The following is an 18,778-nucleotide window of genomic DNA, read 5'->3' as shown; positions in this document are numbered from 1 at the left end:
TTCAAGACGCAAGGAACGCGGCGCCCGTCTTTCCTTGCATCTTGAATCTTGAAACTTGCATCTGCTTCAGTCCGTGGCAATCATCGCCTCGAAGGCCAACGCTGCCGGGCTGAGCGGACGGCGTGGCAGGCGCAATCGGTACAGTTGGCGGCTCAACTGCACGCCGGGCAGCGTCAGGGTGGCGACCTTTCCGAGCGCAATCTGGTCGGCTGAACTGACCCGCGGCACCATGGAAACGCCACCGCCGGCGGCCACGGTCTGGATGACCGCTTCCGTGCTGCCGGCTTCGATCAGTCGGGCGGGGCGGATGCCCAGCTTGTCCAGCCAGCGATTCACGACTTCGCGCGTGCCCGAACCGGGTTCGCGCACCACCCATGTGGCCTGCGACAGCGCGTCAATCGTGACTTCGCCCGCTTTCGCCAGCGGGTCGTCGGGCGGCGCGACGATCAGCAGCGCCTCTTCGCGCCAGGGACGTGACTCGATGCGCTCATCCTCGACCGGGCCTTCGACCAGCGCGATGTCGACCTCGCAGGCGAGCAGACTTTCGGCGATGGTTTGCGTATTGGCGCTGGTCAGGCTCAGTGACACGCCCGGATGCGCCTGGGCGAAGTCGGCCACGTAACCGGGCAGCCAGTAAGCCGCCACGGTCATGCTTGCACCGATGCGCAGGCGGCCGCGTTCCAGGTCGGAATAGGCCTGCAATGCTTCGAGTGCCTCGCGCTCCATCGCGAAGATGCCCACCGCGTATTCGAACAGCACCTGACCTGCCTCGGTCAGCGAGACGACGCGCGCGCCACGTTCGATCAGCACCACGTCGAGCTGGTCTTCCAGCTCGCGCAGCGCTTTCGATACCGCCGGCTGGCTGACGCCCAGATGTTCAGCCGCGCGCGAAAAGCTGGTGTGCTCGCCGACGGCGTGGAAGATGCGCAGAAGGTGCAGGTTCATTGCGGGACAGTCGATGGTCAAGGCTGCATTGTTTCACATCGCCGCACGTGAAAAGGCCCGCGTGGCGCGGGCCCTGGAAGGTCGAGGCGAACCTCCGGTGGCTCAACCGGCCATCTGCACCGGAATGTGGCCGCGCTGGTTCACGATGCGGTTCTTGCCATCGACGTACACCAGCTTCGGTTCGAAGCGGGCCAGTTCGACTTCGGTGTATTGCGCGAAACAGGCAATGATCAGCAGGTCGCCCGCTGCCGCCTTGCGCGCCGCCGCACCATTGACCGAAATGATGCCGGTTCCGCGTTCCGCGCTGATCGCATAGGTTGAAAAGCGTTCGCCGTTGGTGACGTTGTAGATGTCGATCGCCTGATATTCGCGGATGTCCGCCGCGTCGAGCAGGTTCTGGTCGATCGCACACGAACCTTCGTAGTGCAGTTCGGAATGGGTGGTCGTGACACGGTGCAGCTTGGACTGAAGCATGGTGCGTTGCATGGGCGCTCCTTCGATATCGCGCTGTTTCGACCACTGCACGTGCCGCAGCACGCACAACAGAGCGCTGCTGGAACACCACCGGCGTTGAGCGCATCGTGGCGACCTACACTTCCAGGTTGTCGATCAGGCGCGTCGTCCCGAGCAGGGCGGCGGCCACGATCACCAGACTGGATTCGTGAGCGGACGGCGATTGTAGGTCGGCTTGTCGTCGCACTGCAACATATTGTGGAGACCAGCCACGGGCCTCAAGAAACACCGTGGCGTTACGTTCGATGCGCGCGAATTCCCGGTCTCCGGCCCGCAGTGCATCACGTGCCGCGGACAACGCTTCATACAGCTGTACCGATTGCGCGCGCTCGGCAGCGGACAGATAGCCGTTGCGCGACGACAGCGCCAGTCCGTCGTCGGCGCGCAGTGTTTCGCCGCCGACAATGTCGATCGGCAACGCCATCTGGCGCACCAGTTGGCGGATCACCATCAATTGCTGGTAGTCCTTCTTGCCGAACACGGCCACCTGCGGCTGCACGATATTGAACAGCTTGGCGACCACGGTGGCGACGCCGGTGAAGAAGCCCGGCCGGAACGCGCCTTCGAGCAGGTCAGCCAGCACCGGGTCGGGCACGACGCGCAGGGTCTGCGGCTGCGGATACAGCTCGGCTTCGGATGGCGCGAACACGTGCGCCACGCCCGCCGCCTGCATGCGGGCGCAGTCGGCATCCAGGGTACGCGGGTAGCGATCGAAATCCTCGTGCGGGGCGAACTGCAGGCGATTGACGAACACGCTGGCCACGACGACATCAGCCAGCGTGCCGGCCTGTCGCATCAGCGAGGCGTGGCCCTCGTGCAGATTGCCCATCGTGGGCACAAAGGCGATCCGCGCGCCCTGTGCGCGCAGCGGGTCAAGCGCGGCGCGCAGGCCGTCGATCGTCGGGTGTATCTGCATGGCGGAGTGCGGGGAGGCGGCGGTGAAAAGCGCGACGAGAAGAGCGGAAAAAGACGCGCCAGCGCGTCTCAGTAGGCGTGCTCGGGGCCGGGGAAACTGCGTTCCTTGACCGCGGCGATGTAGCGGCTGAGCGCATCCTGCACGTCGTCGGCACCCGGCATGAAGTTGCGCACGAAACGCGGGCGCCGGCCGGGGAACAGGCCGAGCACGTCATGCAGCACGAGCACCTGGCCGTGGCAGTCCAGCCCGGCGCCGATGCCGATCGTGATGAAGCGACGCGCGGCCGTGACGTCCGTCGCCAGCCGGGCCGGCACCATTTCCATCACCAGCATCGAGGCGCCGGCGTCGTCGAGCAGCGCGGCGTCGGCCTTCAGTCGTTCGGCCGATTCGGTGGTCACGCCCTGCGCGCGGTAGCCGCCGAGCTGATGCACCGACTGCGGCGTCAGGCCGAGGTGGGCGCATACCGGCACGCCGCGCTCGACCAGGAAGCGCACGGTGTCGACCATGTGCGCGCCGCCTTCCAGCTTCACCATCTGGGCGCCAGCGGTCAGCAGCTTCACGGCGTTGCGCATCGCCTGTTCGCGGCTTTCCTGATAGCTGCCGAACGGCATGTCGCCGATCAGGAAGGCGCGACCTTCCACGTTGCGCAGCCCGCGTGCCACGCATGCCGTGTGGTAGGCCATCTCGTCGATGGTGACCGGCAGCGTCGTGTCGTGGCCCTGCAGCACATTGCCGAGCGAGTCGCCGACCAGCAGCACGTCGGCACCCACGGCGTCGCACACCGCCGCGAAGGTGGAGTCGTAGCAGGTCAGCATGGCGATCGGTTCGCCGGCGGTGCGCATGCGGGCGAGCGTATTCAGCGTGACCGGGCGGCGGGCCGGGTCGGTATCGCGGACATAGGTCATGTGGCGTATCCGAAAAATTCGCGGAAGGAGCGCATCTGGGTCAGCCGCTCGACCAACAGCGCAAAATCGTCGTCGCTGTCGACCGGGTTGAGCTCTTCCGCATTGACGATGAACAGCGGACTCGCATCGTACTGGTAGAAGAAGCGCGCGTAACGCTCCACCACGCGTGCCAGGTAGCTTTCGCTGATGCGCCGCTCGGCATCGATGCCGCGCCGGCGTACGCGGTCGGCCAGCGTATCGGCGTTGGCCTGCAGGTAGATCACCAGATCCGGCGCTGGCGCCTGCAGCTTCAGCGCAGTGAATATCTGCCGGTACAGCGCGTACTCGTCATCGGTCAGGTTCATCGACGCGAACAGCGGATCCTTGTCGATCAGGAAGTCGGCCACCAGGCGGCCGGAGAAAAGGTCATCCTGCGCGACCTCCCGCAGCTGTTCCATGCGCTGGAAGAGAAAGAACAGCTGGGTCTGCAGCGCGTAGCGCTCCATGTTCTGGTAGAAGCGGCCGAGGAAGGGATTTTCTTCCGGCTTTTCGAACAGCGTCGGCGCCTGCAGGTGTTCAGCGAGGCGCCGGGCGAGCGAGGTCTTGCCGACGCCGATGGGCCCTTCGACGACGATGTAGCGTGCTTTGTCCAGCATCGGTGCGGTATTCCGGTCGGAAGTTCGGGTCAGCGGAAGATGAAATACACCGCGCCCAGCATACACAGCGCAGCCCACAGGTAGTCAAGCTTGAACGGCTCGTGCATGTAGAAGATCGCGAACGGCACGAACACCGACAGCGTGATCACTTCCTGCATGATCTTCAGCTGGCCGAGCGTCAGCTGGGTGTGGCCGATGCGGTTGGCCGGCACCTGCAGCAGGTACTCGAACAGCGCGATGCCCCATGAAAACAGGGCTGCGTACCACCAGGGCCGATGATTCAGATCGCGCAGGTGCGCGTACCAGGCGAAGGTCATGAAAATGTTCGACAGCACCAGCAGACCGCCGGTCTGAAACCAGACAGGCAACTGCGGCATCGTCATTCAGGCGCGACCTGGCTGATGCCGTTCGGCTTGCGACGGACGCGACGACGTTTCTTGACCGCTTCTTCCGGCCTCAGCATCGCTTCGCGCGTCGGGCCGTCGGCGTCGGCAAATTCGGTCCACCAGTCGGCCAGCTCCTGCGGCACCTCGCCGGAGCCGGCGCGCAACAGGAGGAAGTCGTAGGCGGCGCGGTAGCGCGGCAGTTCGAGCAGACGGAAGGGCCGCTTTCCGGCGCGCGCGTCAAAGCGCGGCTGCAGCGCCCAGATGTCCTTGATGTCGGTGGCGATGCGCCGCGTGATGGCGAGCTTTTCCGCCTGCTGGTCGAGCACCACGGTCATCGCCTCGAACATGGCCGGGATCGACGATTCGCCCGCCGCCTTGCGCTTTTCCCAGTCAGCCAGAACCTCGTGCCACAGCAGGGTGGCGAACAGGAAGCCGGGCGAGATCGATTTGCCTTCACGCACCCGCTCGTCGGTGCGCTCCAGCGCCAGCATGACGAAGCGCTCGCCCATCGGCTGTTCGAGGATGACGTCGAGCAGCGGCAGCAGGCCATGATGCAGGCCATCCTCGCGCAGCTGGCGCACACAGCGAACGGCGTGACCGCTGGTGAGCAGCTTGAGCATTTCGTCGAACAGGCGCGCCGGCGGTACGTTCTCGAGCAGGCTGGCCATCGAGCGTATCGGGTCGCGCGCGTCCGGGTCGATCACCAGCCCGAGCTTGGCCGCGAGGCGCACCGCGCGCAGCATGCGGATCGGGTCCTCGCGGTAGCGGCGCGGTGCTTCGCCAATCATGCGCAGCGTCTTCTGCTTGAGGTCGGCCACACCGTGGTGGAAGTCGATGACGGTTTCGGTCGCCGGGTCGTAATACAGCGCATTCACCGTGAAATCGCGCCGCGCGGCGTCTTCTTCCATGGTGCCGAACACGTTGTCGTGCAGGATGCGGCCGTGCTCGTCGGTCACCGCTTCGGAATCACCCCGGAAAGTGGTCACCTCGATCGTGTCGCGGCCGAACATGACATGCACGATCTTGAAGCGGCGCCCGATCATGCGTGCCCGGCGGAACACCGCCGTCACCTGTTCCGGAGTCGCGCTGGTGGCGACGTCGAAGTCCTTCGGCACGATGCCGGCGATGAGGTCGCGTACCGCACCGCCCACCACATAGGCCTGATAGCCCTCGGCCTGCAGCCCGTCGCACACCCGGCGCGCGGCCGGCAGCAGTGCGTCGCGTGAGATGCCGTGCTGGGCAATCGGGATGCTGACCGGGCCGCTCGGGCGTTTGGCATGCGGGCCGGTGTGGTCTTCGGGGCGACGGAATATCCGGCGCAGCAACTTTCGGATCATCAGTAGTGGGACTTTCTGGCGCGGCCCGGCGCCGGGCGCTTGGATAATCGACGCGCCATGTTAACGCAAGCCGGCACGCGTCAGTCCGTCGTGTTGCATGTCGATCGACAGGCGCGCTACCATCCGCGCCGATGAATGCCTTCCGCACCCATTTCCGCCTGACCCTGCTGATCGCGATCTTCGCGGTCTGCGCGCAGGCATTGCTGCCGACGCTGATGCGCTGGCAGCAGTCGGTCGACCCGACCGCGATGACGGAAATCTGTACCGTGTTCGGCGTTCAGGTGCTGTCCGAGGATGGCACACCGCAATCGGTCAAGCCGGGCCACTGTCCGTGGTGCATGGCGCAAACCGCTTTCGCGCTGCCGGCGCCTGCCTTCGATGCGGTGTTTGCACGCCACGCCGAAGCCGAGCCGCCGCCGGCGCGGCTCACGCCCGAGTTTCCGACCTTCACGCCGCTTGCGGCGTCTCCGCGCGCGCCGCCCCGGCACGCCTGATCCCCGCCTGATCTGCCGGTGACGCGCGGCCCTGCCGCCGTGCGCGCCGCCATCCGACCTCGTCGCGCCCTTTTGCGCGGCCGCATTACGGAACATCCTTCATGCAATCGACCTTCGTGGCCGCTGCGCGCCTGCTCGCGTTGTCGCCCCTTGCCATTGCCGTCAGCAGCCTTGCGATGGCGGCCGACACCACGGTTCAGCTGCCGGAGCAGCACATCGAGGCCCGGCGCATCCTGTCCACAACGCTGGCCGACCTCGAATCCGCCCGTGCCGCGATGGCGCTGACGCCGGGCGGCGCCTCGGTCATCGACGCCGAATCTTTCCGCGACGCGCGTGTGTCGACCCTGCAGGATGCGCTCGGCTACAGCGCGGGTGTGTTCGTGCAGCCGCGCTTCGGCTCGGAAGAGTCGCGCCTGTCGATCCGCGGCTCCGGCCTGCAGCGCACTTTTCACCTGCGCGGCATCAAGCTGATGCAGGACGGCGTGCCGATCAACCAGGCCGATGGCGGCGGCGACTTCCAGGTGCTGGAGCCGCTCGCCACGCGCTACATCGAGGTGTGGCGCGGCGGCAATGCGCTGCAGTACGGCGCCAGCAGCCTGGGCGGTGCAATCAACTACGTGTCGCCCACCGGTCACGACGCACCCCGGCTGACCGTGCGCGCGGAAACCGGCGCCTTCGGCTATCTGCGCAGCCAGATCGCCACCGGCTTCGTCGCCGGCGACATCGATGGCTATCTCAGCCTGTCCAGCTTCACGCAGGACGGCTTTCGCGACCATGCGCGGCAGGACACCCAGCGCATCGTCGGCAATATCGGGCTGCGCATCGCCCCTTCGCTGGAAACCCGCTTTTTCGTGCAGGCCGCAAAGAGCGATTCGGAGCTGCCCGGCAATCTGACGCGTGCACAGCTGCAGGCCAATCCGCGCCAGGCCGCGCTGACCAACATCACCGGCGACCAGAAGCGCGACATCGACCTGTGGCGCGTGTCGAACCGCACCGTGTGGCTGGCCGGTGACGGCCTGCGGGTCGAACTGTCGGCTTATTACGTCGACAAGGACCTGTTTCACCCGATCTTCCAGGTGCTCGACCAGCGCAGCAAGGATTTCGGCGCCGAACTGCGCGTCGTGTCCGAAGCGACGCTGGCCGGTCTGCCGCATCGTCTGGTTGCCGGCGTCGGCGCCGCGCGCGGCGACACCGACGATGATCGCTTCGTGAACGTCGCGGGTCGTCGCGGCGGGCGCACCAACAAGCTCGACACCAGCGCGCGCAATCTCGAAAGCTACGTCGAAAGCCAGCTCACCTTTGCGCCCGCGTGGACCGCGGTGGTCGGCACGCAATACACGCACGCGCGCCGCAAGAGCCGCGACCTGTGCTTCGCCGGCGGACCGCTGGCCTGCGCCGGCGGCGACGAAAGCTTCGCGCGCAGCTTCGACGGCTGGAGCCCGAAGCTCGGCGTGCGCCACGACGTTGCGCCGTCGATGCAGCTGTTCGCCAACGTGTCGCGCAGCTTCGAGCCTCCGTCCTTCGGCGAGCTGACGGGTGGGGCGACGGTGATCGACTCGCTGCGTGCGCAGCGTGCGACCACCTGGGAAGCAGGCAGCCGCGGCGACTTTGCATGGGGGCGTTACGACTTCGCGCTCTACCACGCCCGGGTGACCGACGAGTTGCTGGCCTACACGCTCAATCTGGGCGGCGCACCGGTCAGCACCACGCTGAACGTGCCGAAGACGATCCATCGCGGCATCGAGTTCGCGGCCGACGGCCGCTTCGGCGCCGGCTTCGAATGGCGCCAGGCGCTGCTGTACAACGACTTCCGCTTCGACAACGACCCGCTGTTCGGCGACAACCGGCTGCCCGGTGTGCCGCGCACGCTGTTCCGCGGCGAGCTGGGCTACCGCTTCAACGCGGCGCCCGGCGGTCCGCTGAAGATCGCTGCCAGCACCGAATGGTCGCCGCAGCGCTACGCGGTCGACATGGCCAATACCGAATTCGCCGACGACTACGCCCTCTTCGGCCTGCGCGTCCAGCAGCAGGTCGGCAAGCAGTTCTCGTGGTTCATCGAAGGGCGCAACCTGTCCGACCGCCGCTATGCCGCGAGCACCCATGTCGTGCGCGACTTCAGCGCGCTGGCGGCCGGGGCGCGCAATGTCTATCTGCCGGGCGAAGGTCGCGCCGTCTATGCCGGCATCGAATGGAAAATGTGAGATGAATCGATATCTGAACTGCCTGGCGCTCGCGTTGCTCGGCCTGCCGGTCGTGGCGGCGGCGCATGTCGTGCTGGAGCAGCAGACGGCGTCTGCCGGCAGTTACTACAAGGGCACCTTCCGCGTCGGGCACGGCTGCGACGGGTCGCCGACCACCGCCATCACCATACGTCTGCCTGAGCCGATGGCCAGCGTAAAGCCCATGGTGAAGCCCGGCTGGACCGTCGCCGTGCGCACCGAAAGGCTGGCGCAGCCGCTGATGCATCACGGCAAGCCGGTTGCTGAAGCGGTGGTTGAAGTCACCTGGACCGGTGGTCCGCTGGCGGACGCGCACTATGACGAATTCGCGCTGATGATGAAGCTGCCGGATGCGCCCGGACGACGCTGGTTCAAGGTGATGCAGCACTGCGAGCGTGGCGTAAACGACTGGTCGCAGATTCCGGCCGAAGGCCAGGGCATGCGTGATGTGAAGATGCCGGCGGCCGTTCTCGATCTGCTGCCGGCGGAATCCCGGCCGCATCACTGAACCCGTGAGCCGATACGCGCGCCCACCCCGCACCGCACGCCGGCTCAAGCTGGCGTGGGGGCTGCTGTGCGCGTTCGTCCTGCAGTTCGTCTTGGCATCGCTGGGGGGCGCCGTTCGCGTCGCCACGCCATTCGACGAAATCTGCAGCGTGTCGGCAGCGGGCGCCGGGGACATCCGGGGCGGCTCCGGCGACACGCCATCCCATGGCCAGCATTGCGCGCTGTGCGTCCCGGCCGGCGCGCTGCCGCCCCCACCGCTTTCATTTCCGCTCACCGGATCAAGCCGGTCCGGCGCGCCGATCGTGCGCGCCATCGATACCGGGCACCGGATCGAAACCGGCGCGCATTGGCAGCCACGCGCGCCACCACTGCTCTCCTGATTCACCTGCCAAATCGTCCGGCACCGACCTCTGGCTACTGCCTGAGGACGGAGTCGTGCGCTTCCGCGCGCTGAAAGCTGCACGGCTCGGCGCGCCTGCACGTATCAAGGAGAGTACTTTTCATGAAGAACAGAATCATCGTGGCCGCACTCGCCGGCCTGTTTTCCGCTTCCGCCTTTGCCCATGTCAGCTACAGCACGCGTGACTTCCTCGCCAATGGCGTGCAGTCGGGCAATACCTGGACGCTGTCGAACCAGCGCGTCACGTCCGACTTCGGTTGGGCCGATGGTGCCGACGCCGACTGGGGTGACAGCCACCGCCTGCGCTGGGCGAAGTTCACGCTGACCGAAACATCGGTCGTCACGCTGACGGTCAGCGCTGTGAGCGTCGACTACCTCAGCGGCGGCAACACGCTGACTGCCCTGGGTGACCTGATCCCGGGCTTTTCGCTGTACAGCGGACTGGCACCGGCAGCGGCCTTCGAAGGCGGCGACCATCCGGACTACCTCGCCAATCATCCGGGCTTCCTGCCCACGCTCAATCCGAACTATCTCGGCGCCGGCATCACCGGGACGCGTGAGGGCGCCTTCAACGCCAGCGGGGATTTCTGGCTCGGCAACAAGCTGGCCGAAGTGGGGACGGCCGGCTGGGCGTCGGCCCGGCTGGGCTACATCGGCCAGGCCGTGGATGGCGCCGGCGTCGACGTCAACGGTGACAAGGTGATCGACATCACCGGTGACGGCAGTGCCGACGGCACGGTCTCGGCCCGCTTCACGCTGGCGGCCGGCAGCTACAGCCTGATCGTGGGCGGCGCGCGCTATGCCAGCCCGTACATCGATTTCGACGCCGGTTCGGCGCAGCGCGGCTTTTCGGCAGCGCTGTCGGTCACCGCCGTGCCCGAGCCCGAGGGCTGGGCGCTGATGCTCGCCGGCCTCGGTCTGATCGGGCTGATCGCGCGCCGCCGCGCCACGCTGATCTGAGTGGATTCGCACTGCCGGTTCACGCACGCGGATCGGGCTGACCGATCCGCCTCACATTTTCGAACGAAAGGAATACCCATCATGAGAAATGCACTTTCACGCAGTTTCATCGTCGGCATCGCAGCTGCCGCTGCCTTCGCGCCGTCAGCCGCAAGTGCGCACGCCAGTTTCGAAGACCATGCCGTCACCGTCCAGTACGGCCTCGATCTCGGACTCGGTGCGGGCTTCCAGGCGCTGCAGACCTTCGTGGTCAGCGTGGGCGATGCCGTCGAAATACCGAAGATCAGCCTCAATTCAGCGGGTACGTCTTCATGGAGCGTGGACATTTTCGACAGCGGAATGGCATTCACCTACACCGGCAGCATCGATTTCATGAATTTCGGTTCGCCCGAATTCATCGGCTTCCGGGTGTTCGACGCCGCCAACGTGCTCGAACCGATCGAATCCGCATCGATCAGCAACACCGGCTACGTCAGCGGCCAGAGCGGCAACCTGATCGAAGGCTTCGAACCGTCGCTGCATTTTTCGCATGACGAAAACAGTCTCTGGCTGAACCTGAACGGGTCGATGTATCACCATGTCGCAATGCCCGGCATGGGTGACCCGTTCCGCAACCAGATCCGCGTCGCCGTGGCTTTCGAACATGAAGTGAGCCCGCCGCCGGTACCGGAACCCCAGACCTGGGCGCTGCTGCTGGGCGGTCTCGGTCTGACGGCTGTCGCGGCGCGCCGGGCGGCCCGACGCAGCTGATAAGGAGCCACTCTCCGGAGCGCCATTCGTCGTGCCGGAGAGCGACCCATTTCGATGACATCCAACCTTTCCTTGCGGGCGTGCGGCTTGTGCCTGCTGCTGTGGTCGACCGCTGCCGCTTCGCAGACGGTCGCGCCGACGGTCAGCATCACCGCCACGCGCAGCAATGGCGCGCCCGACACCGTGGTCGATCTGCGTGACATGCCGCGTTCGAACAGCGATGCGTCGGAGCTGCTGCGCGACATCACCGGCTTCAACATCAGCCGGGTCGGCGGCACGGCCGGCAGCGCCTTCCTGCGCGGACTGGGCGGCGCGCGCCTGCCCATCGTCGTGAACGATGCCGTTGCCGATGCCGCCTGCAATCACGGCATGGACCCGGCGACCTCCTATCTGCAGCCCGACAGCTATGACGTGCTGACCGTGGTCAAGGGACCGAATACCGTGCAGTTCGGCCCGGCGCTGTCCGGTCAGATACGCGTGCAGCGCCTGCCGCCCGAGCCGGGCCAGGGCAGCCGGCTGAGGGCGGCCGTCGGTCGCAGCGGCTTTGACCGGCTTGATCTGTCGGCCGAATACAGCTGGTCGGGCGAGCAGTTCTGGTTGCGGGCCGGTGCCGTACGCAACGATTCCGATGATTACCGCGATGGCGCGGGACGCCGCTTCCAGTCCTTCTACACGAGGTATTCGACTACGCTTGCTGCAGGCGTGCGGCTCGGCCCGGACACCGACGTGGAAGTCGACATCGAGAATGGCGACGCGATCGCCGGCTTTCCGGCCTTCCACATGGACGGCACGCGCTTCAAGCGCTCGGTGTGGGGCGCGAAACTCACCCATCGCAGACCCGGCCGGACGCTGTCGGCGCTGGAGTTTTCGGTGCGTTGGCAGCACGTGAATCATTTGATGGACGATTACACCTATCGCCCGATCAAGCCAGTCGAACTGGTGCCCGGCTTTCTCGATCAGTTCCCCACGCTGCTGATGCGCCAGGACTACACCGGACGCACGGCCCGCCTGAGTGCTCGCTTCGATCTCGATGCGGCCACCGATGTGCTGGTGGGCGCCGATCTGCGCGACGACGAGCATGAAGGCGACAACTTCCGCACCACGCGTACCTGTTTCACCGGTACCGACAACTGTCCGCTGTCGACCGCGTCGCTGACGTCGTTCTACAGCCTCGACGCGCGCGCGCAGGGTGCGTTCGCCGAAGCGACCCTTCGTCGTGACACCGTCACGCTGCGTGCCGGCCTGCGCGTCGATCGCCTGCGCACGCAGGCGGGTGAGCTGCGCAACTTCCTGGGTACCCAGCTGTTGCCGGGCAGTGGCGATGAACGCACCGAAACGCTGCGCTCCGGCTTCGTGCGGCTGCAGTGGCAGATCGATCCGTCGCTCGACGGCTTCATCGCTTTCGGTGTCGCACAGCGCGCCGCGTCGAATCTGGAACGGGCAAGTTTCGCCTCTTTCCACGTCGACGCCGAAACCAACCGCGAGATCAACGCGGGGCTGAGCTGGCGCGCCGGCGATACCCGCGTCGCGCTGAATGCCTTCCACAGCCGGATCGGCGATTTCATCCTCGCCGAACAGGGCATCACCGCACGCAATGTGGACGCGCGTCGTGTCGGTGCCGAGCTGGACGCGCGACTGCGCGTCGTCGGCGATCTGCACGCGGTGGGTTCCGTGGCATGGACCCGGGCGGACAACCTGACGCAGGACGTTCCGCTGGCCCAGACCTCGCCGGCGGAGATGCGACTCGGACTCGAATACCTGCGACCCACGTTCAGTGTGAGCGGCGGTGTCCGGCTGGTGCAGCGGCAGGACCGGGTGCATGCAGGCTTTGGCAATGCGCTCGGTACCGACCTCGGCGAGACGCCGGGCTTTGCCACGGTGCGCGTGATGCTGAGCTGGCAGGCAATCCAGGGAATCGTGCTGAGCGCCGGTGTCGACAACCTGTTCGACCGCGCCTACGCCGAACACATCAGCCGCACCGGTGGCTTTCAGCCGGCCGGGCTGGTGCTGACCGAAAGGGTGAATGAACCGGGGCGGCTCGCGTGGCTGCGCGCGCGCGCCGACTTCTGAGCGGTGAGCGGTGGGTGGTTTGGTGCAGTTCGACAGATCGACGAAAGACGAGCGACGCGTTTTCCGACGCTCAGGGCGGAGCCGCGTGCAGCGGCCGGAACGGCTTCGGCGCGCCGCCAGGAATGAAACGCGGCAGAACCGGTGCCTTTCACCAGCCGCCGCGCCGGTGGCGTCGTGCCTGCGTGCCCTTGTGCAAGGAACTGCCGCCGGGGTTTCTTTCACGATCGGTGCGCGCTGCAGCGTTGCCCCCGTGTCCGATCCGGGTGTGCGAACCCCGGAGCACCTCCGTTTCCGATGTGGAGTCGGCCGCGGCATTGACAGTTGGAAAATGGTACGGAACTGGTCAGGAGCCGTGATCAGGGATTACCTATGTACGGTATCGAACGGTCATAACTAAAAAGTTTTGGGATATTCCGGTGGCTAAGCACGACGACTGAGTCATGTTTTGGAGAACGCCACTCTGGAGGATCGAGAATTGTTCGCACTCGAGTACGCACACGAGAACCAACTGCTGGCCTCTCTGCCCGCTGAAGAATTGCAGCTGTTGATGCCGCATCTCGAGTGGGTGGATCTGCCGTTGGGCAAGGTCATCCACGAGTCTGGAATGCAGCGCAAGTTCGTTTATTTCCCGACCAGCGCCATCGTCTCGTTGCTCTACACGACGGAAGGCGGCGCGTCGTCGGAGATCGCGGTCGTGGGCCGTGAAGGCGCGGTGGGGATCTGCGTCTTCCTGGGGGGCGCATCCATGCCCATCCGCGACGAGGTGTGCAGCGCAGGCAGCGGCTACCGGCTTCGCGCAGATGCCGTCAATGCCGCATTCGAACGCTCCGATCGTGTCCAGTACCTGATGCTCTGCTACACGCAGGCCCTGCTCACGCAGATCAGCCACACGGCAATGTGCAACCGCTACCATTCGGTGGATCAGCTCCTTTGCCGCTGGCTTCTGCAAAGCCTGGACCGCCAGCACGGCAACGAGCTACTGATGACTCAGGAATTGATTGCCAACATGCTGGGCGTGCGCCGGGAAGGTGTGACCGAAGCGGCGCTCAGGCTGCAGGCTGCCGGCATCATCCACTACGCGCGCGGCCATATCTGGGTGCTGGACCGCGCCGGGCTTGAGGCCCGCGCATGCGACTGCTATCGCGTGGTGAAGCGCGAATACGATCGTCTTCTGCCCGCGGTCCAGGCCGCCTGATTCTTTCAGGGTTTTTGCCGGCATACGTTGGCCGTGCGCAGTGTGCTTCAGTGCGATGAGGGCTGAACAGCCCGCTATGGTTTGGTCTGCATGAGTGCGCATCGGGTGTTGTGATCGCAACAATGCATGCAGTTCGACCAGCCGCGGGATTGCGGGCTGAAGCTTGAGCCACAGTACCCCGATCGATGACGGAAATGACGCACTTGCATGGCGCGTTGCGCGCCATGCCACGCGAGAATCGGGCGCCGAGCCAGGCTGCGCTTCCCGACGGAGTGGCGCGCCATCGATTCGTCGCGATGAACGGGAAAGCTCGGCGGCGACATGCAGCCCTGCGGCTGCCGGGGCGCCAGAACTCCGCCACGGGTGAAGGCGGTCGTGCTGACAAGGCTGACGTCGTCAGCAACACGTCGGGGAAGGTCTTGTTGACGGACTGGCTTCGTCGGCAGGCAATGACACCGGTAATCATCCCTCGACTTACCGTGCCGGGCGCCGCTGTCAGCGAATCATTCAAACTTGTCCGAGCGTCTTATCCATTCACGCCCTAACGATAGTGTTCGCGCGCCCCCCGGAAGCGTAATGTGCTCCGTTACAGGCGATTCACTGCCAGCGTCCGGCGGGGGAGGAGGGCAGTTGGTTGAATGGCATAACCCGCTCGACAACAAGCTTCTGGCATGCCTGCCCGATGCAGAATGGCAACGCTGGAAACCCCAGCTTGAGCGGGTCGACTTGCCGCTCGGCAAGGTGCTCTACGAGTCCGGTGCGCAGCAGGACTTCGTTTACTTCCCCACCAGCGCGATTGTGTCGCTGCTCTATGTGCTGGAGGACGGATCGTCGGCGGAGATCGCGGTGGTCGGCCTTGAGGGCCTGGTCGGGGTTTCGGTCTTCATGGGCGGTGGTTCCACACCGAGCCACGCCGTGGTGCAAAGTGCGGGCGAAGGTTACCGACTTCGGGCGAATGCCTTCCTGGGTGAGTTCGAACTGTCGAGCGCGGTCTCGCACCTCGTACTGCGCTATACCCAGGCCCTGATCACACAGATGAGTCAGACCGCGGTGTGCAATCGCCACCATTCGCTGGAGAAGCAGTTCGGCCGCTGGCTGCTGCTCAGCCTGGATCGCTTGCCCGGCAACGAAGTGGTGATGACGCAGGAGCTGATTTCCAACATGCTGGGCGTGCGCCGCGAAGGTGTCACCGAAGCGGCACTCAAGCTGCAGGCTGCCGGCATCATTCACTACGCGCGCGGCCACATCTGGGTGCTGGACCGTCCGGCGCTCGAGCACCGCGCCTGCGAGTGCTATCGCGTGGTGAAGCAGGAATACGATCGCCTGCTGCCCGCCGTCGAAGCGATCTGATCTTTTCGGGGTTTTGTTCGCTGGCAGACGGTGGCAGATCGCCCTGTGCATCAGAGTGGCGTGGTGATCGCGGGACGTGCCCTTTTGACCCGTATGTGCGGGCAACGGGTGTGTCTTCCTGTCGTCAGACACCGTGGCGAACACTGACAGCCGCCTCGTCGAATTTCCGTCCGACGGGGTTCCGCAACGCATCCCGCAGCGCCTGTACCCGGGTTGCGCGTTCCGCGGTTCGGCTTCCCGGGGCTTTCCGGCACCGACAACATCATTCCGGCGCGTACCGCGACAGCCGAAGGACCCAGATGGCGAACCCCTGGCTGAAGAAGAACCCGATCATGAGCATGTGGCTGAGCACGGCGAATCGCGTCGCAGGCACCTTGCGTGGCCAGGCGACTGCACAGGCTCGGCGGCGCGTGAAGGCGGCGGCCGACGCGCTTGCGCCGGCTGCGCCGAAAGCCAAACCCGGGCGCAAGCGCTGACCCGCCAGTCAGCCGCAGACAGATGCGTCACATGCCCCGCCGGATTTTCACCGCTGTTGTCGTGGCTGGCCTGTGCGGGATCGCCGGCTTGCTGATCGCAAACTTCGTCGGCGGCGAAACGAAGATCGAGCGCCGCATCGAACGTCTGTTCACGCTCGACGATCCCCGATTCGTGCACGAACTCGGCGTGTTGCTCGGACCGCCCTTTGTGCAGGGAACAAAGGTACGTGCGCTGCTCAATGACGACGAAATCTTCCCGCCGATGCTGGCTGCGATCCGCGGCGCACGCGTATCCATCACCTTCGAGACTTACATCTACTGGTCGGGCGCGATCGGCCGCGAGTTCGCCGACGCGCTGGCCGAGCGTGCGCGCAGCGGCGTGAACGTTCATGTGCTGCTTGACTGGGTCGGCAGCGCAAAAATGGACGATGGCCTGATGACCGTGATGGAGCAGGCCGGTGTTCAGGTCAGGCGGTTTCATCCACCGCACTGGTCGCATCTCGGGCGCATGAACAACCGGACGCACCGCAAGTTGCTCGTCGTCGACGGCCGCATCGGCTTCACGGGCGGCGTGGGCATCGCGCCACAATGGACCGGCCGTGCGCAGGATCCCGGGCACTGGCGCGACACGCATTTCGAAGTCGAAGGTCCCGTGGTGGCGCAGATGCAGTCGGTCTTCATCGACAACTGGATCAAGGTCACCGGCGACGTCCTGCACGGATCCGAATACTTCCCGGCGCTGACACCCGCGGGCGCCGTATCGGCGCAGATGTTCAGCAGTTCGCCCAGCGGTGGCAGCGAAAGCATGCAGCTGATGTACCTGCTCGCCATCACCGCGGCATCGCGTTCCATCGATCTGTCTGCGGCGTACTTCGTGCCGGACGCGCTGACGCTGCAAGCGCTCGCCGAGGCATTGAAGCGTGGCGTCAGGCTACGCATCGTGGTGCCTGGCAAGCACATCGACAGCGACACTGTGCGCAGCGCGTCGCGGGCCACCTGGGGGCCGCTGCTCAAGGCCGGCGCCATGATCGCCGAGTACGCGCCGACGATGTACCACTGCAAGCTGATGATCGTCGATGGTCTGCTTGTCTCGGTCGGTTCCACCAACTTCGACAACCGGTCGTTTCGCCTCAATGACGAAGCGACGCTCAACATCGTCGACGCCGCCTTCGCAAGCGCGCAGACCGCTTCGTTCGAAGACGATCTTGCGCTGGCCCGACCTGTGACCTACGCACAGTGGGAGGCCAGACCTGTGCGCGAGAGGGTGGGTGAGTGGCTGGCCTCGCTCATCGGCACCCAGCTCTGACCATGTGGGCGGTCGCACAGACCTTTTCGAACAGCGGGCCGAACATAATCCGCCCGGTCACGGAATTGCCGGGGCCTGCGCCAGCTGTGAGTCACGCGATGCATGGGACCGGAGCAGACGCAGCGCCTATCCGGGACCGCCCGCGCAGGCTGCGTGCGTCGCCCAGCGTGCACACGCCCCCGCTCAGTGAAGTCCAGGAGCATTCACGCAGCACCACCCCGGCAGTTCGCCGCACGCGGTCTGCCCTGTCCGATCATTGACCACCAGAACAAGGTTGCATATGCCCAGAAGCTCAAGCACGAAACGTCCTGTCGGACGGCAGGTGGCCACGCCGCCGCGTACCACCCGAACCCATGCACCCGCCAGCGGCCTTGCGTTGCCGCACGAACGCGATGAGTCGCCCGACGCCATCGCGGTGGAGCCTGATCCTGTGATGGTCCAGGCCAAGCGCGACCTCGATGCCGGCATGGTCGACACCGACATGCATGCGTCGTCCGGCCTGGATGCGGAACGCCGCGCCCGTCTGGTTCCGGTGTCGAAGACACGGGTCCGGAAGAAATGATTGAAGGGGGGTGTTCTTGCCGGTGCAACTGCGATACCCGGGGCCGATGCGGCTGCACTGCATGCGCCTGCGCTTACGACCGCTATTCGACCACGAGCACGCCGTGTCTTTACGCCTGTATCCCGCTGCGCACGAACGCTTGACGCGCGCGAAGACTGCTCTTGTGGTCCAGCTTCGAGCATCCAGTGCTGACGATTGAATAGGCCCAATTCGAAGTGTTGATCCTTCAACTCAACCTGGCAGTGGCGTCCTGTGTCCGAGGCCCGATCCGTCTGAGGATTTCAGCCGGCAGGACAGGTGCGGACCGAAGGGGGGATCAGCCGGGGCAACCGGCATGGTTGTGCGCCCGCCGCAACGCCTTCCCGACACTCAGCGCAGGGCTTCGAGCAGTTCGGCCACGCGGTCGAATTCGCTCGATTTGTCCAGAAAGTGATGGGCGCCGAGCGCCAGGCTGCGTGCGCGCATGGCGGGCGTGTTGCTGTTGGTGAGTACGACCGCGAGCACATCGGGGTAGTGGCGCTTCAGATGCTGCAGCACGCCGAAGCCGCTGCCTTCCCGCAGTTGCAGATCGACCACGGCGGCATCGAAGCTGTTGCTGTCGAGCGCCGCGATGGCCGCCGCTTCGGTGTCCACTTCGTCGCTCACGCTGATCCCCTCGCTGTCTTCAAGCAGGGCAACCAGATGCTTGCGGATCAGCGGCGAATCTTCGACCAGCAGCACCCGGATCGGGCGCTGACGTGCGGCTTCGGAGGGAGAGCGGGGCCATTCCACGGCGGTGTCGTGCGTCAGGGGGCAAAGCCCGGGAGCGCGAGTTTCGCATGAACGCTCCCGGTGAACTGTAGGTCGGGGCCG

General features: G+C 65.6%; 20 protein-coding genes. 12 read left to right on the top strand and 8 right to left on the bottom strand.

Features of this window, described 5'->3' with window-relative positions; translation table 11 throughout:
• Positions 1-66: 66 nt before the first annotated feature.
• The 7 genes from ACTIFF_RS02550 to pcnB form a co-directional block, all read right to left on the bottom strand.
• Positions 67-945, bottom strand: coding sequence for a LysR family transcriptional regulator (locus ACTIFF_RS02550; RefSeq protein ID WP_439535410.1), 879 nt, complete (start codon positions 943-945; stop codon positions 67-69).
• A 102-nt stretch (positions 946-1,047) separates the two neighbouring features.
• A complete protein-coding gene (gene panD, locus ACTIFF_RS02545) occupies positions 1,048-1,431 on the bottom strand; it encodes an aspartate 1-decarboxylase (RefSeq protein WP_069040451.1) in 384 nt (127 codons plus the stop codon).
• A 103-nt stretch (positions 1,432-1,534) separates the two neighbouring features.
• The gene (gene panC, locus ACTIFF_RS02540; protein ID WP_439535409.1) at positions 1,535-2,374 is read right to left on the bottom strand and encodes a pantoate--beta-alanine ligase; all 840 of its coding nucleotides are present in this window, start codon (positions 2,372-2,374) and stop codon (positions 1,535-1,537) included.
• A gap of 68 nt (positions 2,375-2,442) precedes the next feature.
• Complete coding sequence (panB, locus tag ACTIFF_RS02535) at positions 2,443-3,279, bottom strand: 3-methyl-2-oxobutanoate hydroxymethyltransferase (protein ID WP_439535408.1); 837 nt, start codon at positions 3,277-3,279, stop codon at positions 2,443-2,445.
• Positions 3,276-3,914, bottom strand: coding sequence for a deoxynucleoside kinase (locus tag ACTIFF_RS02530; protein ID WP_439535407.1), 639 nt, complete (start codon positions 3,912-3,914; stop codon positions 3,276-3,278). Before ACTIFF_RS02530 ends, panB begins: the two co-directional genes overlap by 4 nt.
• Before the next feature lie 29 nt (positions 3,915-3,943).
• Positions 3,944-4,297: a DMT family protein gene (locus ACTIFF_RS02525; protein WP_439535406.1), complete on the bottom strand. Its 354-nt coding sequence runs from the start codon at positions 4,295-4,297 to the stop codon at positions 3,944-3,946.
• Entirely contained in the window at positions 4,294-5,637 is a 1,344-nt protein-coding gene (pcnB, locus tag ACTIFF_RS02520) for a polynucleotide adenylyltransferase PcnB (RefSeq protein WP_439535405.1), read from the bottom strand. The genes ACTIFF_RS02525 and pcnB overlap by 4 nt, the downstream gene beginning before the upstream one ends.
• Positions 5,638-5,768: 131 nt before the next feature.
• Between pcnB and ACTIFF_RS02515 the strand changes: the two genes are divergently transcribed.
• From ACTIFF_RS02515 to ACTIFF_RS02460, 12 genes are all read left to right on the top strand, one after another.
• The gene (locus ACTIFF_RS02515; protein WP_439535404.1) at positions 5,769-6,131 is read left to right on the top strand and encodes a DUF2946 family protein; all 363 of its coding nucleotides are present in this window, start codon (positions 5,769-5,771) and stop codon (positions 6,129-6,131) included.
• A 101-nt stretch (positions 6,132-6,232) separates the two neighbouring features.
• Positions 6,233-8,332, top strand: a complete 2,100-nt coding sequence (locus tag ACTIFF_RS02510) for a TonB-dependent receptor family protein (RefSeq protein WP_439535403.1) — start codon at positions 6,233-6,235, stop codon at positions 8,330-8,332.
• Between the two features lies 1 nt (position 8,333).
• Positions 8,334-8,858: a YcnI family copper-binding membrane protein gene (locus ACTIFF_RS02505; RefSeq protein WP_439535402.1), complete on the top strand. Its 525-nt coding sequence runs from the start codon at positions 8,334-8,336 to the stop codon at positions 8,856-8,858.
• Between the two features lie 4 nt (positions 8,859-8,862).
• On the top strand, positions 8,863-9,237 hold the full coding sequence (locus ACTIFF_RS02500) for a DUF2946 family protein (RefSeq protein WP_439535401.1): 375 nt from the start codon (positions 8,863-8,865) through the stop codon (positions 9,235-9,237).
• Between the two features lie 122 nt (positions 9,238-9,359).
• A complete protein-coding gene (locus tag ACTIFF_RS02495; RefSeq protein ID WP_439535400.1) occupies positions 9,360-10,217 on the top strand; it encodes an FxDxF family PEP-CTERM protein in 858 nt (285 codons plus the stop codon).
• A gap of 81 nt (positions 10,218-10,298) precedes the next feature.
• Positions 10,299-10,967: a PEP-CTERM sorting domain-containing protein gene (locus tag ACTIFF_RS02490; protein WP_439535399.1), complete on the top strand. Its 669-nt coding sequence runs from the start codon at positions 10,299-10,301 to the stop codon at positions 10,965-10,967.
• A gap of 54 nt (positions 10,968-11,021) precedes the next feature.
• Positions 11,022-13,037 carry a TonB-dependent receptor domain-containing protein gene (locus tag ACTIFF_RS02485; RefSeq protein WP_439535398.1) on the top strand — a complete coding sequence of 672 codons (2,016 nt, stop codon included), beginning with the start codon at positions 11,022-11,024 and terminating at the stop codon, positions 13,035-13,037.
• A 547-nt stretch (positions 13,038-13,584) separates the two neighbouring features.
• On the top strand, positions 13,585-14,232 hold the full coding sequence (locus tag ACTIFF_RS02480) for a Crp/Fnr family transcriptional regulator (protein WP_439535769.1): 648 nt from the start codon (positions 13,585-13,587) through the stop codon (positions 14,230-14,232).
• Positions 14,233-14,808: 576 nt separating this feature from the next.
• Positions 14,809-15,582, top strand: a complete 774-nt coding sequence (locus ACTIFF_RS02475) for a Crp/Fnr family transcriptional regulator (protein WP_439535397.1) — start codon at positions 14,809-14,811, stop codon at positions 15,580-15,582.
• A gap of 299 nt (positions 15,583-15,881) precedes the next feature.
• Positions 15,882-16,058, top strand: coding sequence for a hypothetical protein (locus tag ACTIFF_RS02470; RefSeq protein ID WP_439535396.1), 177 nt, complete (start codon positions 15,882-15,884; stop codon positions 16,056-16,058).
• 31 nt (positions 16,059-16,089) lie between these two features.
• Positions 16,090-17,364, top strand: coding sequence for a phospholipase D-like domain-containing protein (locus ACTIFF_RS02465; protein ID WP_439535395.1), 1,275 nt, complete (start codon positions 16,090-16,092; stop codon positions 17,362-17,364).
• Between the two features lie 322 nt (positions 17,365-17,686).
• Entirely contained in the window at positions 17,687-17,926 is a 240-nt protein-coding gene (locus ACTIFF_RS02460) for a hypothetical protein (RefSeq protein WP_439535394.1), read from the top strand.
• Positions 17,927-18,295: 369 nt separating this feature from the next.
• Here the strand turns inward: ACTIFF_RS02460 and ACTIFF_RS02455 are convergent, their stop codons facing one another.
• A complete protein-coding gene (locus ACTIFF_RS02455) occupies positions 18,296-18,697 on the bottom strand; it encodes a response regulator (protein WP_439535393.1) in 402 nt (133 codons plus the stop codon).
• Positions 18,698-18,778: the final 81 nt, after the last annotated feature.

The organism is Methyloversatilis sp. (assembly GCF_051861465.1).
Classification (GTDB): Bacteria; Pseudomonadota; Gammaproteobacteria; order Burkholderiales; family Rhodocyclaceae; genus Methyloversatilis.
The sequence above is the reverse complement of the archived record's forward strand: the minus strand, read 5'-3'. Positions and strand labels throughout refer to the sequence as shown.

Excerpts from the sequence above, each read along its gene's own strand:
- ACTIFF_RS02475 (WP_439535397.1), top strand. The coding sequence starts at position 14,809 with ATGTGCTCCGTTACAGGCGATTCACTGCCAGCGTCCGGCGGGGGAGGA.
- ACTIFF_RS02550 (WP_439535410.1), bottom strand. The coding sequence starts at position 945 with ATGAACCTGCACCTTCTGCGCATCTTCCACGCCGTCGGCGAGCACACC.
- ACTIFF_RS02485 (WP_439535398.1), top strand. The coding sequence starts at position 11,022 with ATGACATCCAACCTTTCCTTGCGGGCGTGCGGCTTGTGCCTGCTGCTG.
- ACTIFF_RS02530 (WP_439535407.1), bottom strand. The coding sequence starts at position 3,914 with ATGCTGGACAAAGCACGCTACATCGTCGTCGAAGGGCCCATCGGCGTC.
- panB (WP_439535408.1), bottom strand. The coding sequence starts at position 3,279 with ATGACCTATGTCCGCGATACCGACCCGGCCCGCCGCCCGGTCACGCTG.
- ACTIFF_RS02465 (WP_439535395.1), top strand. The coding sequence starts at position 16,090 with ATGCCCCGCCGGATTTTCACCGCTGTTGTCGTGGCTGGCCTGTGCGGG.
- ACTIFF_RS02490 (WP_439535399.1), top strand. The coding sequence starts at position 10,299 with ATGAGAAATGCACTTTCACGCAGTTTCATCGTCGGCATCGCAGCTGCC.
- panC (WP_439535409.1), bottom strand. The coding sequence starts at position 2,374 with ATGCAGATACACCCGACGATCGACGGCCTGCGCGCCGCGCTTGACCCG.
- ACTIFF_RS02470 (WP_439535396.1), top strand. The coding sequence starts at position 15,882 with ATGGCGAACCCCTGGCTGAAGAAGAACCCGATCATGAGCATGTGGCTG.
- ACTIFF_RS02495 (WP_439535400.1), top strand. The coding sequence starts at position 9,360 with ATGAAGAACAGAATCATCGTGGCCGCACTCGCCGGCCTGTTTTCCGCT.
- ACTIFF_RS02510 (WP_439535403.1), top strand. The coding sequence starts at position 6,233 with ATGCAATCGACCTTCGTGGCCGCTGCGCGCCTGCTCGCGTTGTCGCCC.
- ACTIFF_RS02505 (WP_439535402.1), top strand. The coding sequence starts at position 8,334 with ATGAATCGATATCTGAACTGCCTGGCGCTCGCGTTGCTCGGCCTGCCG.
- panD (WP_069040451.1), bottom strand. The coding sequence starts at position 1,431 with ATGCAACGCACCATGCTTCAGTCCAAGCTGCACCGTGTCACGACCACC.
- ACTIFF_RS02525 (WP_439535406.1), bottom strand. The coding sequence starts at position 4,297 with ATGACGATGCCGCAGTTGCCTGTCTGGTTTCAGACCGGCGGTCTGCTG.
- pcnB (WP_439535405.1), bottom strand. The coding sequence starts at position 5,637 with ATGATCCGAAAGTTGCTGCGCCGGATATTCCGTCGCCCCGAAGACCAC.
- ACTIFF_RS02480 (WP_439535769.1), top strand. The coding sequence starts at position 13,585 with ATGCCGCATCTCGAGTGGGTGGATCTGCCGTTGGGCAAGGTCATCCAC.
- ACTIFF_RS02515 (WP_439535404.1), top strand. The coding sequence starts at position 5,769 with ATGAATGCCTTCCGCACCCATTTCCGCCTGACCCTGCTGATCGCGATC.